The sequence below is a fragment of the Vibrio sp. B7 genome (genome assembly GCF_963888765.1).
GTDB lineage: Bacteria > Pseudomonadota > Gammaproteobacteria > Enterobacterales > Vibrionaceae > Vibrio > Vibrio anguillarum.
Map to the genome: position 1 here is coordinate 113842 of NZ_CAWPKR010000022.1, position 13462 is coordinate 127303.

The following is a 13462-nucleotide window of genomic DNA, read 5'->3' on the forward strand; positions in this document are numbered from 1 at the left end:
AACAATGGCTATCAGACCTATTATCGAAGTGCCAGATGACAGACTTCGTGTGACCTATCAGAGCGTTGACGACGTCAGCACCGTGCAAACATTGATCGACGATATGTTAGACACCCTTTACGATACCGATAATGGTATTGGACTTGCGGCCGCTCAAGTTGGCCACAGCGAAGCCGTACTTATTATTGATATCTCAGCAAGTCGTGATCAGCCACTGATCATGATTAATCCTCAGATCATCGAGCATGAGGGAATGATTGACAGTGAAGAAGGGTGCCTGTCCGTCCCTGGTGTGTATGCCAAGGTACAACGCCACCAGCGAGTCAAGGTGCAAGCATTAAATCGCCAGGGAGAAGCATTTACCATCGAAGACGATGACTATCTGGCGATTGTCATGCAACACGAAATCGACCACTTACATGGCAAAATCTTCATCGACTACCTGTCTCCGCTCAAACGCAAGATGGCGATGAAGAAGATTAAGAAATTCCAACGGGCTCAAGTCACGGCGGCTTAAGAGTACTCACAATGAATAAGCAATTATTGAATGACTTCCTCCGCCAAGAAGAGTGCCCGCACTTACTGATGGACTTTGGTAACCCGGCCTTTAGCGAACGTATGCTCAAAGAGCATTTGGATCAAAACAGTGAATTTGCCAGCCGTAAACTCGATGAAATCGAGCGGCAGGTTGATTTTCTCTACCAGCACTATCTCAGACCCGGCGATAAGGTCTTGGATCTTGCCTGCGGTCCGGGTTTGTATACCTCGATGCTGGCAAACCGACAGGTGCACTGTACGGGATTCGACATTTCTCCAGCGGCGATTCACTATGCACAACAGCAAGCCAGTCATTATGAACACTATCAGGTCGCGGACCTCAACCAGTTCAAACTAGATACCCAGTTTGACTTGGTGCTGATGCTGTTTGGTATTGCCAATAATCTTAAGGATCTGGACGGCTTACTTGCGCAGCTCAGAAGCAACCTAAAGCCCGAGGGTAAACTGGTGATTGAGCTAATGGATCTGGCGTTCATGAAAAGCCTGGTGGCCGGCGACGGAACCTGGACATATATGCACGAGGGCGGATTGTTGAGTGATAACCCACACTATCAACTCTGTCGCAGAATATGGCATGAAGATGAAGGCAAGTTGATCGACAGAAACCTAATCATCGACGACAATACTCAGATTCAAGTGTTTGAAGGACTCTTTTGGGGCTATTGTTTAAATCGCCTTGATGATCTGCTTGAGAATAATGGTTTTCTCCCAGCCCGCATAATCTGTCACGAATTGGAGAAAGGCGAACTGACACAGCACTTCTTTTTGATCGAAACCGCTTTGATGCCTTACTAATTTCAGTATTGCAATCTGCGTCCCCCTCCCCTCTCACCACTGGCGACGGGGGGAGGATGTAAGGTAGTCTTTCCGATATATATCAATAACTAAATAACAGCATCTTGAAATGTTCCTCTACATCACTATTTTTAGCGTTGGTGTGGGGCGTTCCATCTAATTAACGTTCAGAGTAGTGGGGCTAAGATGTTTTTATCCTGAAGCAACTTCACCACACTCAACAAAGAAATTCACAAATGCTGCATAACTATAGTAATCCTAACATAAGCTCAGTTTGGGTAAATTACCGCTGTTTACGAACACGAGCTTGTTGAGCGAAACTAATAATGGGGCAAAAGTGTTTTAGTAAGCCATACCAATCATAATAAATGGCACACTCTCAACGATCACGAAACTGATTCCCTCCCCTTCAAGGGGAGGGTTAGGGTGGGGTGTTTCTTGGTTGCTGGCAGTACCCTCCTAACCTCCCCCTAAAAGGGGGAGGAACAGAACGGTATACAGACCGAAGACATCCTTTACAAAATAAACTGAAGGCATGCTTTACATAAGTCGACACTCAAAAATAGTGTGAAATAGTCAAATAGCGGGCGCGGATGTGCTCTATCAGCAAGCGGACTTTATTCGGGGGTTGGCGAGTAAAGGGATACACGGCGTATATACCCAATTTTTTGCCCACTTGTTCCGGGAAAATATCCACTAGCTGGCCGTTACGAAAATCATGATAAACCAAACAGCGCGGTACATAAGCAATGCCGTGGCCGCCTAAAGCCGCTTTTCTCAATGCCGTGGCGTTATCCGTAGAAAAGCAACCCGAGACTGTGACAATGTAGTTTCCTTTGCGGCCTTTAAATTCCCACTCGCTCGCGCCTGTGGTTTGGTAGGCGTATTGAAAGCAGTTGTGGTTGACTAAATCTTCCGGTTTTAACGGTTTTCCATTTTTCGCAATATAAGAGGGAGAAGCGCACACAACCCACTGTGAGTCTAAAATATGCCGCGCAATTAAGCTTGAATCTTCCAAATAACCAGTGCGGATCACTAGGTCAAAACCTCCTTCCACTAAATCAACAAAACGGTTATCAAGCGACATGTCCACCGTTAAGCCGGGGTGTAAATTACAAAATTCCGCAACCGCGTCGGCCAATATTAGATCGCCTGATATGGTGGGTACCGACATTTTGATGTGGCCGCTGACATTTTCACCAAACCCAGCCACCGCATCGACGGCTTCTTGAGTGGCAAGCTTCACATTTTTCGCACCCTGTAACAGTGCCTTGCCTGCTTCGGTCAGGGTTAATTTACGCGTAGTTCGATATAATAGCTGCACTCCTAACTCTTCTTCTAAACGCGCCATTCTTTTACTAACTACCGAATTTGTAAGGCTATTCTGTTCTGCTACTTTACTAAAACTTCCCAGTTCCATCACTTGTGAAAACAATATTAGGTCGTCTGCTCGCATTTTATTATGTCAATTTTGGAATTAATTATTTTCATTATTTCCCTATATCCATAAAAAATAAAGGAGTAAATTTACCCCAAATTAACAAAAACATCACAAATATAATAATTTAGCTACCCGACGTGGCCGAAAGGTCTGTAGCCCCTACAGGATGTCTGCTCTTCAACTATCCTACTATTTAGAGTTAGTACGAAGAGCACACTTTACGAGGAAGTATCCAATGAACGAAACCTTACTGGCACTAGTGGCCTTCTCCCCCATTGTGGTAGCAGCGATTCTTTTAGTCGGGCTCAACTGGCCTGCGAAAAAGGCGATGCCCGTGGCCTTTGCATTAACTGTGGCCATCGCCCTCACATTTTGGGATATGTCGGCAAACCGCGTGCTCGCTTCTGTTTTGCAAGGGTTCGGTATCACGATTTCCGTACTCTGGATTGTGTTTGGCGCAATCTTCCTACTCAACACCTTAAAACACACTGGTGCTATCACCACCATTCGTAACGGTTTTACGGATGTTTCGGCTGATCGCCGTGTGCAAGCCATTATCATTGCGTGGTGTTTTGGCTCTTTTATTGAAGGCGCTTCTGGTTTTGGTACACCGGCAGCTATCGCGGCTCCGTTGCTGGTTGCGATTGGTTTTCCTGCGTTGGCTGCCGTATTGATGGGGATGATGATCCAATCCACTCCTGTCTCTTTCGGCGCAGTGGGCACACCCATTATTGTTGGGGTAAACAAGGGGTTAGATACGCACAACATCACCGAAACGCTGATCAGCAACGGTTCAAGTTGGGATGTGTATTTACAGCAAACCACCGCCAGTGTCGCCATCACCCATGCGATAGTCGGTACATTGATGCCAGTATTAATGGCGATGATGTTGACGCGCTTTTTCGGTAAAAACAAAAGCTGGACCGAAGGGTTAGATATTTTGCCTTTTGCGATTTTCTCTGGCTTGGCTTTTACTGTGCCTTACGCGCTAACGGGCGTCTTTCTTGGCCCAGAATTTCCCTCATTAATCGGTGGCTTGATCAGCTTGGCACTGGTTGTCACGGCCGCGAAAAAAGGCTTTTTAGTACCCAAATCACAATGGGATTTTCCAGAAGAGAAATCGTGGCCCGCAGAGTGGCTAGGCTCATTAAAAATTGATATTGAGGAGATCAAAGCTAAACCGATGGGCCTTGCATTGGCTTGGACTCCCTATGTTCTGCTCGCGGTTATCCTTGTGGCAAGCCGTGTGAGCAGCGAATTTAAGTCACTACTGGCTGGAGTGAGCCTATCCTTTAACAACATTCTGGCTGAAACGGGCGTCAGCACGGCCATTCAACCGCTTTATCTTCCCGGTGGCATCTTGGTTTTTGTCGCGTTACTGGCAGTAATATTGCAGTCACGCAGTGCGACACCACTCATCAAAGCATTCGGTGAATCAAGCAAAACGCTGATCGGTGCGGGCTTTGTGTTGGTATTTACTATCCCTATGGTGCGCATTTTTATTAACTCTGGCGTCAATGGCGCAGAGCTTGCGAGCATGCCTGTCACTACCGCCAATTTTGCCGCGGGTTTAGTCGGTGATGCCTTCCCTGCATTAAGTGCCACCGTTGGTGCACTTGGGGCGTTCATCGCAGGCTCAAATACGGTGTCGAACATGATGTTTAGCCAGTTCCAGTTTGAAGTGGCGCAAACACTCTCTATCTCCAGTGTGATGATCATTGCGCTACAAGCTGTTGGCGCAGCGGCGGGCAATATGATTGCGATTCACAACGTCGTCGCGGCATCAGCAACGGTCGGTTTATTGGGCCAAGAAGGAACTACGCTGCGCAAAACCATTATCCCAACTTTCTACTACCTTGTGATGACTGGCCTTATCGGTTTAGTGGTGATTTACGGCTTTAATATGACCGACGTACTAATGACCCAGCAACCCTAAGTTTGGTGATGTGATTTGGTATCAACTTGGTTTTTATAACCATTAATCTTGTGTAATAAATGCAGAGCTCGCTAGGCGGCGGCTCTGTACAAATTAGGATTCAATCTATGATTATTTCAACCTCCACCGACTATCGCGCTGCCGCGAAAGCGAAATTGCCTCCTTTTCTGTTTCATTATATTGATGGTGGCTCATACGGTGAGCACACGCTCACACGCAATACCGCGGATTTAGCCGACATCGCACTGCGCCAACGCGTGCTTAATGACATGTCAGAGCTCAGTTTAGAAACACAACTGTTTGGCGAACAGCTTGCAATGCCGATTGCACTTGCCCCTGTTGGCTTAACTGGTATGTACGCGCGGCGCGGCGAAGTGCAAGCAGCGCGCGCGGCTGAAAATAAAGGCATTCCTTTTACACTGTCCACCGTATCGGTTTGCCCGATCGAAGAAGTATCAGCGGCGCTGGCTCGACCAATTTGGTTTCAACTCTACGTGCTTAAAGATCGCGGCTTTATGAAAAATGTGTTGGAGCGCGCCAAAGCCGCGGGGGTAAAAAACCTCGTGTTTACCGTGGATATGCCCGTTCCCGGCGCGCGTTACCGCGATATGCATTCTGGCATGAGCGGCCCTAATGCGGCGATGCGCCGAGTGTTTCAAGCGATGAAACACCCAAGCTGGGCGTGGGATGTCGGCTTGCTCGGCAAGCCACACGATTTAGGCAATATTTCTGCCTACCGTGGCACGCCGACTAAATTGGAAGACTACATTGGTTGGCTTGGTGAGAATTTTGATCCTTCCATTTCATGGAAAGATTTAGAGTGGATCCGCGACTTTTGGGACGGCCCGATGATCATTAAAGGCATTCTAGATACAGAAGATGCCAAAGACGCGGTGCGCTTTGGCGCTGATGGCATTATCGTATCCAACCACGGTGGTCGCCAGCTTGATGGAGTGTTGTCAACCGCCAAAGCCTTACCTGCAATTGCTGATGCGGTGAAGGGCGACCTGAAAATTCTGGTCGATTCGGGGATTCGCACTGGGCTTGATGTGATACGCATGCTGGCACTGGGCGCGGACTGTACGCTGCTGGGTCGCTCGTTTGTTTATGCATTGGCGGCGCAAGGTCAAAGCGGCGTTGAAAATTTGCTCGATTTATATGAAAAAGAGATGCGCGTTGCCATGACCTTAACCGGAGCGAAAACCATTGCCGATTTGTCACGAGACTCGTTAGTCAAACTTTAATCTCATGATGACAAACCAACGGTAGCCGCACGTTAACCTATCCACAACCTCAATTTAAAATGGGAAACAATGATGGCCAGCACTCTTTCAGACGCCACCTATCGTCAACTGGAAACGCAACTCGCTACGCGCATCGACCCTGAGCGCATCATCACGCAGCAGGCAAAACGCCTTGCTTATGGCACTGATGCCAGTTTCTATCGCTTGGTGCCGAAAATTGTGCTGCGCTTGCAAAGCCTTGATGAGGTCATTTTTGCCATTAAAAGCTGCCGCGAGCTTGGCGTTCACTGCACGTTTCGCGCCGCTGGCACCAGTTTATCTGGTCAGGCAGTTTCTGATTCGGTTTTGATCGCCTTAACCGATGACTGGCGAGGCCATCGCATTCACGATGAGGGCAAAAAAATCACCCTACAACCGGGGGTCATCGGAGCCGATGCCAACAAATACCTTGCCCCTTTTCAACGCAAAATCGGCCCAGATCCAGCCTCAATTAACACCTGCAAAATTGGTGGAATCGCCGCCAATAACGCCAGTGGTATGTGCTGCGGCACCGCGCAAAACTCTTACCGCACTGTCGATAGTATGAAGATCGTCTTCGCAGACGGTTCCGTGCTCGACACCGCAAACCCAGAAAGTATCGCTGCATTCAAAATCGCTAAACCCGAATTGATTGAAGGTATTGCTCAACTTCATGCACAAACGGCGCAAAATCACACACTATCAAAGCTTATTCACCACAAATATCGCCTAAAAAACACCACTGGCTACGCCCTAAATGCTCTCGTTGATTACTCTGATCCGATTGAAATCATTGAACATTTGATGATTGGGTCGGAAGGCACACTCGGTTTTATTGCCGACATCACCTACAACACCGTCATTGAGCACGCGCACAAAGCCTCGGCGCTGCTTGTCTTTGCTGATATTGAGCAGGCTAGCCAAGCGGTTACGACCCTGTCCAAAACCCCAGTTGCGGCAGTCGAAATGATGGATGGACGCGCGATGCGCTCTGTCGCTGACAGAGCTGGCATGCCCGCGTTTATTGCGCAATTGGATCTAGAAGCCGCGGCGCTGCTAATTGAGTCTCACGCCAGCGATCACGCAACACTTCACTCACAATGCAGCGCCGTGATGGTAGCACTAAGCGACTACCAGATCATCGAATCCGTACCATTCACCTCCGATGCCAAAACGGTGGCAACCTTATGGGGTATTCGCAAAGGGATGTTCCCTGCCGTGGGCGCAGTGCGCGAAGTAGGGACAACCGTCATCATTGAAGATGTGGCGTTTCCGGTAGAAAGCCTTGCTAATGGTGTGCGCGACTTGCAGGCTTTGTTTGATCACTACCACTATCACGAAGCCATCATCTTCGGCCACGCTCTGGAAGGCAACTTGCATTTTGTCTTTACACAAGGCTTTGATAGCCAAAGTGAAATCGACCGCTACGGCGCATTTATGGATGAAGTGGCCGAACTAGTGGCAGTGAAATATCAAGGCTCACTCAAAGCCGAGCACGGCACGGGCCGCAACATGGCACCGTATGTGGAATTGGAATGGGGCAAAGACGGTTACGCCTTAATGCAACAAATCAAAACACTGTTTGATCCACAAGGCTTGCTCAACCCCGGCGTTATAATCAACGATGATCCGCGTTCTCACCTAGCTAACCTAAAGCCGATGCCAGCGGCCGATGCCTTGGTCGATCGCTGCATCGAATGCGGGTTTTGCGAACCTGTTTGTCCATCTCGCACACTATCACTCTCGCCCCGTCAACGAATCGTCTTGTACCGCGAGCTACAACGTCGACGCGCGCAAGGTGAAACGGTAGAAGCTTCTGAGCTTGAAAAAGTCTTTGAATACCAAGGATTAGACACCTGCGCCGCAACTGGCTTATGCGCTGAGCGCTGCCCTGTTGGCATCAACACTGGCGATTTAGTGAAAAAGCTGCGCACCGCGAAATACCAAAAATTCATCCCCATTGCTACATGGACAGCGGATCACTTTGCCGCCACCACAGCCGTGGCTAAAATCGGCCTCAGTGCCAACCAATTGGCGAGCAAATGGCTGGGCGACAAGTTAGTCGGCGGCGCAACCAACGGCTTGCGTAAACTCAGCAAAGGCAAAACGCCTATTTGGTATCCACAACTGCCGCAAGCCAATCATCAGAACTTAACCATTGCAGTAGAAAACCTGCCGCGCCGTGAGAAAAAAGTCGTCTATCTACCCTCTTGTGCGAGCCGAAATATGGGCCAACAAAACAGCGCGGGCGATCAGCGGCCATTAACCGAAGTGACCTTATCGCTGCTTAACAAAGCAGGATATGAGGTGATTCTACCTAACGAGCTCAACAGCCAATGTTGTGGCATGCCCTATGACAGCAAGGGAATGAATGAGCTTGCACAGTCCAAAGCGCAGCAGTTAGAAGCCGCGTTATGGCAAGCTAGCCAACAAGGGCAATATCCGGTATTGATGGATACCAGCCCGTGTGCAAAACGCAGTATTGAACAATTTACCAAACCACTGGAGATCTTAGAACCCGTCGGTTTTGTCAATAAGTATCTGCTGGATTCTTTAGCGATCAAAGCCAAAGAAGAAACTGTGATGCTGCATATCACCTGTAGTGCGCGCAAAATGGGGTTGGAAGCCGACATGCTCAAATTGACCCAAACCTGCGTCAGCACAGTGATTGTGCCAGAGCATATTCAATGCTGCGGCTGGGCGGGCGATAAAGGCTTTACCACGCCAGAACTGAATGCTGCGGCCGTTCATCCGCTCAAAGAGCAAGTCCCTGCTCACTGCGAACGCGGATTCAGTAATAGCCGTACCTGTGAAATTGGCCTATCACACCACAGCGGTATTCCATATCAATCCATTTTGTATTTGGTTGATGAAGTGTCTAAACCGCTTTGATCTACCCTCAATCTTAAAATAGCTCATTGGATAGAATGGGCTGTTTTTTTGTCTCTTTATCTGGCGTATCTTTACCTCGTATAACAAGAGTTTGTAAATACGCTTTGGGGCTTAAACCAAACTGACTGCGAAAACGTTGATTAAATCGCTGTTCCGATTGGTAGCCGCAACACTGCGCCAATATCGCTATATTTCGTTGGCCACTTTGCATTAAGTTCAGCGCGTGATTCACACGCACTTCAGCCAAAACCTCACGGTAACGGGTGCCATGTTGCTTTAAGCGTCGAATTAAGGTCGCGCGGCTCATGGCAAAGTGCGTTGCTACCCGCTCAAGTGGATGTTCTTCTTCTGGTGCCTGGGCGAGGTAGTTTCTCAGCTTCTGCTCAAAGGGTAGAGAATTACTCTCAAAGAGCCAATGCAGCGCACTTTGCTCAGCCAATTGTTGGTATAACACCATCAGTAGGTAGGCTTGGGTTTCTTGGCTGATTAACGAAAGATCGAACGAGGCGAGCGCATTGAGCGAACTTTTCAGTGAGGGGCTGGTTGAAATCACAGGCCACATAACTGGGCGATCATGACTTGCGCTTAACGCAAGCATCGCCTCGGTAGGGCGGTAGGTGAAACTGAACAGCCTTGAAGAGAAGTAACCGTGTTCTGGTAAATTTTCGAAACTGAGCGAAGCTGAGGCCTCACACAACAATAACGAAGTGCTCGATAGATTAATGGCCTCTTCCTTATGAAACAGTTTTTTACTGCCAGATTGGATCTGAATCAAGCTTGGAGAGTGAATCCTCACATTTCTCAGCCTTTGTTGCTGAGCGGCTCGAAAAGTGGTGACTTGGTATTGGTGATTCATCACTCCCCCCTGAATTAGCGTGTATAGGTTGCGGTCAGCGTCGCTTTTTCTAACGCCAAACTATTGAGGGTAAAACCAACCACCGCAGGTGATACATCGGCCGCCAAATTGAGTTTTTCCGTCGGGAGAGCCCATACCGTAAACTGGTAACGGTGCATTCCGTGCCCTTCTGGCGGACAAGCACCACCAAAACCAACGCTGCCATAATCGATACGTGTTTCTATTGCACCGAGCTTTTTGACTTCAACCCCACGCGCTAGCTCACTCACTGTCGCTGGAATATCCAGCGCAATCCAATGCCAAAAGCCACTTCCTGTCGGAGCATCTGGATCAAAAACCGTAATAGCAAAGCTTTTGGTTCCTTGTGGTGCATCAGTCCAAATTAAGTGCGGCGAAAGATTCTCCCCAGCACAACCCCAGCCTGAAAATTCAAAGGTTTTTGCCATCGGGTGACCTTCTTGGATATCACGGCTGCTGAGTTGCAGAGCGTTTGCCATCCCTGTAAATAATAAGCTGGTGGTTAACGTCGTGGTGACAATGGCCGAGCTAAAAATCGTCGAGTTCATTGTTTTCTCCTATGAATAAGTTCATGAACAAGTCTAGCAACATCACCCATACAACATCCGACAGAAAGTATCATTTTGACGCTTTAAATATTGAAAAGTGATACTTTTTGTTGAGTCTATGCCTCTACCATCATCGAGAGACTACTGGAGAGGACTGCTATTGACAATATTACGCACAATTAAGTTTACACACATATCGAGACTATTTTTGAGCCAATACTCTCATAGGCTCATATGCTTTATGAGGCATTTATTGCCACATAGAGGAGATCAAAATGCAATTATCAATACGTCTACTTGGCTTAATAGCAGCAGTGGTGTTGAGTTCTACTCAAGCGACTGCTTCAATAGAAAAAGAATCACTCCCCACCATTGCGGATAAAGTAATCCATCCGCATTCTTTAACAACCCACCAATCTCTAACCACTCACTATCCAATCCATTCGCCGGGAGCCAGCTTTATTAAGGTCCACTTTGATAAGTTTCAACTCAGCAAAGGGGGAAGCGTCACACTACGCTCTCCACACAGCAATGAAAGTATCACCTACGACAGTTCAGAGAACGGGCCTTTATTTGCCCGCTCGATTAATGGGGATAGCGTTATCGTGGAATGGAAAACCGGTGAACATCCTGACCAAGCACAGATCTCAATTGACTATTTTATGGCAGGGAATGAAAGTGCCACGTTATCACAACCGAACCTAGCCGCTGATAACTCTGGGTTGTTTTCAACCTGTGGCATCAATGAAAGAAAAGATGTTGCTTGTTGGAGCGACTCACACCCTGAAAAAGTGGCGTGGAGTAGCGCCGTAGCAAGGCTACTGATTGATGGCCGTAGCTTATGCACGGCTTGGCGTGTCGGGCCCAATAATCACATGATCACCAATAACCACTGTGTATCAACAGCCTCTGAACTAAAAAATACTGAAGTATGGTTTAATTACCAACGCACGACTTGCGGCGGTAGCTTGGATACCACAGTAAAGGTCATGGGCGATCAGTTATTAAGCACCGATTATACCTTGGACTACACATTATTCACGGTGGCTAATTTCGAGCAGCTAGGACAATTTAGTTACTTAGGCTTAGACAATTCAGAGCCCAGCTACGGCACGGGTATTTATATTCCACAACACGGCGCTGGTAACCCCAAAGAGTTGGCGATAGAAAGCGATCAAAATGGCTCTGGCATGTGCCAAATTGATATAGCCTCTACCAATGGTCGCGGTGCCAATACCGACACAGGGTATTTTTGTGACACTATTGGCGGCTCTTCTGGTTCACCTGTATTGGCCTCTGAGAGCCATAAAGTCATTGCACTACATCACTTTGGGGGATGTGAAAACCAAGGGGTCAAAATCAGCAAAATCTGGCCTCAGGTTGCACCATTCTTTGATAACCAGTTGCCCGTAGGGAAAAAAGGAGGCACTCCACCTCCGCAAGATGGCGTCATCCAACGTGGGCAAAGCATTACTGGCATCACCTTGAGCAAAGGCCAACAAAAACGATTCATTTTACCTGCATCAGAACGCCAAACAGCGGTGAAAATTTCGATAACCTCTGGGCAAGGCGATGCCGATCTCTATACCCTTTCAGGCAATCCACCGACCAAAAGAGTCTTTGATTGTCGGCCTTACCAATCAGGAAGTAATGAGCAATGCTTAGCAGAGCCAAATGCTGAGGATCTGCATATCATGATCGATGCATACTCGAATTTTTCTGATGTAACATTACAGGTAGAATAAAACAGAAAATTAGCTGACCAACCACTTGCAAGTCGCAAGTGGTTGGTCATAGTTTAAAACTCTTGGTTCATTTTTAGCAGGCTGTTGAGTAATACTGTTTCTTCGTTTGCATCCAAGTATCTCGTCAGATCTTTCACTAACTCCACATGCAACTGATTATGCTGGCGATGAATTTTCTGACCTTCCGCGGTTAAAGTCACGACAATCGATCTTCTGTCATCCGGGTGCGCGCCGCGTTCAATCAACTTGGCATTCACTAACTTCTCTATTTGAACGGTGAGCGTACCAGTTGTGATACCGAGTTTTTGCGCTAACTCTTTCATTCTCATCGGGCCATGAATACCTAACACCTCGATGGTGTGGATCTGCGCCAGGGAGTAGCCAGTGTCTCGCACCACAGATTGCTCCCATGAGGACATCTTGTCGTAAAATTCCGTTAATTGTTGATTCAGTTTTTCGATATTACTCATCATGCCATCGGGTGAACTTCAAGGGTAAGGTGGTGGATTTTATCAAACTTCGCCAATATTTGTTTATATTCTGCCACGGTTTTATCAACATGAGATTCTAAGATAATCGCAGCTGAGTAGTGATGACCACTGATTTTCCAAATATGGAGATCTTTAATCACCGCAAATGCGGCTAGCTCTTCTTCAATTAAACGTCGATAGGGTTGCTCGATGCTTTCATCTAATAAAATAGGGCTAGTCTGCTTGATAAGGCCTATTGTCCACTTAGCAATCACGGCAGCGCCGACGATGCCTACAACAGAATCTAACCAATTCCAGCCATAATATTTTCCAAACAAGAGCGCCACAATCGCCAAAAGAGAAGTCAAGGCATCGGCAAGAACATGCAAATAGGCAGCTCGTAAATTGTGATCGTGATGGTCATGGTCATGGTCATGGTCATGGTCATGGTCATGGTCATGGTCACCATGATGGTGGTGATGGTTATCATGCAACAATAGCATGCTCACTAAATTCACCAGCAAGCCAATGATGGCGACAATAATCGCTTCATTAAATTGAATCGCTTCGGGATTGAATAAACGATGAACCGATTCCACCACCATCAGCAACGCCACAATACCTAATGCAATCGCACTGGTGTAGCCTCCCAACACACTCACTTTACCGGTACCAAATGAGAACTTTTCACTGTGTGCATGCTTTCTGGCATAACGGTAAGCAAACAGCGTAATGCAGAAAGCAGCCGCATGAGTACCCATATGCCAACCATCGGCAAGTAAAGCCATCGAACCGAAAATAGTACCAGAAATGATCTCCGCTACCATGGTGACAAGCGTGAGCAAAAGAACGTAAAACGTGCGTTTCTCATTTTGGTCTGCGCTAGCGATAAAGTTATGACGATGCTCGGTAGTAAACTGCAAAATCCCACTCACTTTGTT

The 13462-nt window shown here is 47.6% G+C and carries 11 protein-coding genes; 6 read left to right on the forward strand and 5 right to left on the reverse strand.

Features of this window, described 5'->3' with window-relative positions:
* Window positions 1-4 precede the first annotated feature (4 nt).
* Both def and AACV32_RS08475 read left to right on the forward strand, forming a co-directional pair.
* A complete protein-coding gene (gene def / locus AACV32_RS08470) occupies window positions 5-517 on the forward strand; it encodes a peptide deformylase (RefSeq protein WP_017050261.1) in 513 nt (170 codons plus the stop codon).
* Between the two features lie 11 nt (window positions 518-528).
* On the forward strand, window positions 529-1353 hold the full coding sequence (locus AACV32_RS08475; protein ID WP_017050260.1) for a class I SAM-dependent methyltransferase: 825 nt from the start codon (window positions 529-531) through the stop codon (window positions 1351-1353).
* A 556-nt stretch (window positions 1354-1909) separates the two neighbouring features.
* Here the strand turns inward: AACV32_RS08475 and AACV32_RS08480 are convergent.
* Entirely contained in the window at window positions 1910-2809 is a 900-nt protein-coding gene (locus AACV32_RS08480; protein WP_013868134.1) for a LysR family transcriptional regulator, read from the reverse strand.
* Window positions 2810-3029: 220 nt separating this feature from the next.
* Here AACV32_RS08480 and AACV32_RS08485 point away from each other — a divergent pair, with 220 nt between their 5' ends.
* From AACV32_RS08485 to AACV32_RS08495, 3 genes are all read left to right on the forward strand, one after another.
* On the forward strand, window positions 3030-4730 hold the full coding sequence (locus AACV32_RS08485) for an L-lactate permease (protein ID WP_170894903.1): 1701 nt from the start codon (window positions 3030-3032) through the stop codon (window positions 4728-4730).
* 107 nt (window positions 4731-4837) lie between these two features.
* Complete coding sequence (lldD, locus tag AACV32_RS08490) at window positions 4838-5974, forward strand: FMN-dependent L-lactate dehydrogenase LldD (RefSeq protein ID WP_170894904.1); 1137 nt, start codon at window positions 4838-4840, stop codon at window positions 5972-5974.
* Window positions 5975-6043: 69 nt separating this feature from the next.
* The gene (locus tag AACV32_RS08495) at window positions 6044-8884 is read left to right on the forward strand and encodes an FAD-binding and (Fe-S)-binding domain-containing protein (protein WP_373568404.1); all 2841 of its coding nucleotides are present in this window, start codon (window positions 6044-6046) and stop codon (window positions 8882-8884) included.
* 13 nt (window positions 8885-8897) lie between these two features.
* Here AACV32_RS08495 and AACV32_RS08500 read toward each other — a convergent pair whose 3' ends face one another.
* On the reverse strand, window positions 8898-9740 hold the full coding sequence (locus AACV32_RS08500; RefSeq protein ID WP_212752684.1) for a helix-turn-helix transcriptional regulator: 843 nt from the start codon (window positions 9738-9740) through the stop codon (window positions 8898-8900).
* Window positions 9741-9754: 14 nt separating this feature from the next.
* Complete coding sequence (locus AACV32_RS08505) at window positions 9755-10306, reverse strand: YbhB/YbcL family Raf kinase inhibitor-like protein (protein WP_088729779.1); 552 nt, start codon at window positions 10304-10306, stop codon at window positions 9755-9757.
* Window positions 10307-10581: 275 nt separating this feature from the next.
* On the opposite strand from AACV32_RS08505, the gene AACV32_RS08510 reads away from it, so the two are divergent.
* The gene (locus tag AACV32_RS08510) at window positions 10582-12051 is read left to right on the forward strand and encodes a serine protease (RefSeq protein WP_170894906.1); all 1470 of its coding nucleotides are present in this window, start codon (window positions 10582-10584) and stop codon (window positions 12049-12051) included.
* 53 nt (window positions 12052-12104) lie between these two features.
* Here AACV32_RS08510 and AACV32_RS08515 read toward each other — a convergent pair whose 3' ends face one another.
* Both AACV32_RS08515 and dmeF read right to left on the reverse strand, forming a co-directional pair.
* Entirely contained in the window at window positions 12105-12521 is a 417-nt protein-coding gene (locus AACV32_RS08515) for a MarR family winged helix-turn-helix transcriptional regulator (protein ID WP_170894979.1), read from the reverse strand.
* Window positions 12521-13444 carry a CDF family Co(II)/Ni(II) efflux transporter DmeF gene (gene dmeF, locus AACV32_RS08520; RefSeq protein WP_170894907.1) on the reverse strand — a complete coding sequence of 308 codons (924 nt, stop codon included), beginning with the start codon at window positions 13442-13444 and terminating at the stop codon, window positions 12521-12523. The genes AACV32_RS08515 and dmeF overlap by 1 nt, the downstream gene beginning before the upstream one ends.
* Window positions 13445-13462: the final 18 nt, after the last annotated feature.

Bases quoted from the DNA above. Each gene is read 5' to 3' on its own strand.
- def (WP_017050261.1), top strand. From the start codon at position 5: ATGGCTATCAGACCTATTATCGAAGTGCCAGATGACAGACTTCGTGTG.
- AACV32_RS08475 (WP_017050260.1), top strand. From the start codon at position 529: ATGAATAAGCAATTATTGAATGACTTCCTCCGCCAAGAAGAGTGCCCG.
- AACV32_RS08480 (WP_013868134.1), bottom strand. From the start codon at position 2,809: ATGCGAGCAGACGACCTAATATTGTTTTCACAAGTGATGGAACTGGGA.
- AACV32_RS08485 (WP_170894903.1), top strand. From the start codon at position 3,030: ATGAACGAAACCTTACTGGCACTAGTGGCCTTCTCCCCCATTGTGGTA.
- lldD (WP_170894904.1), top strand. From the start codon at position 4,838: ATGATTATTTCAACCTCCACCGACTATCGCGCTGCCGCGAAAGCGAAA.
- AACV32_RS08495 (WP_373568404.1), top strand. From the start codon at position 6,044: ATGATGGCCAGCACTCTTTCAGACGCCACCTATCGTCAACTGGAAACG.
- AACV32_RS08500 (WP_212752684.1), bottom strand. From the start codon at position 9,740: ATGAATCACCAATACCAAGTCACCACTTTTCGAGCCGCTCAGCAACAA.
- AACV32_RS08505 (WP_088729779.1), bottom strand. From the start codon at position 10,306: ATGAACTCGACGATTTTTAGCTCGGCCATTGTCACCACGACGTTAACC.
- AACV32_RS08510 (WP_170894906.1), top strand. From the start codon at position 10,582: ATGCAATTATCAATACGTCTACTTGGCTTAATAGCAGCAGTGGTGTTG.
- AACV32_RS08515 (WP_170894979.1), bottom strand. From the start codon at position 12,521: ATGAGTAATATCGAAAAACTGAATCAACAATTAACGGAATTTTACGAC.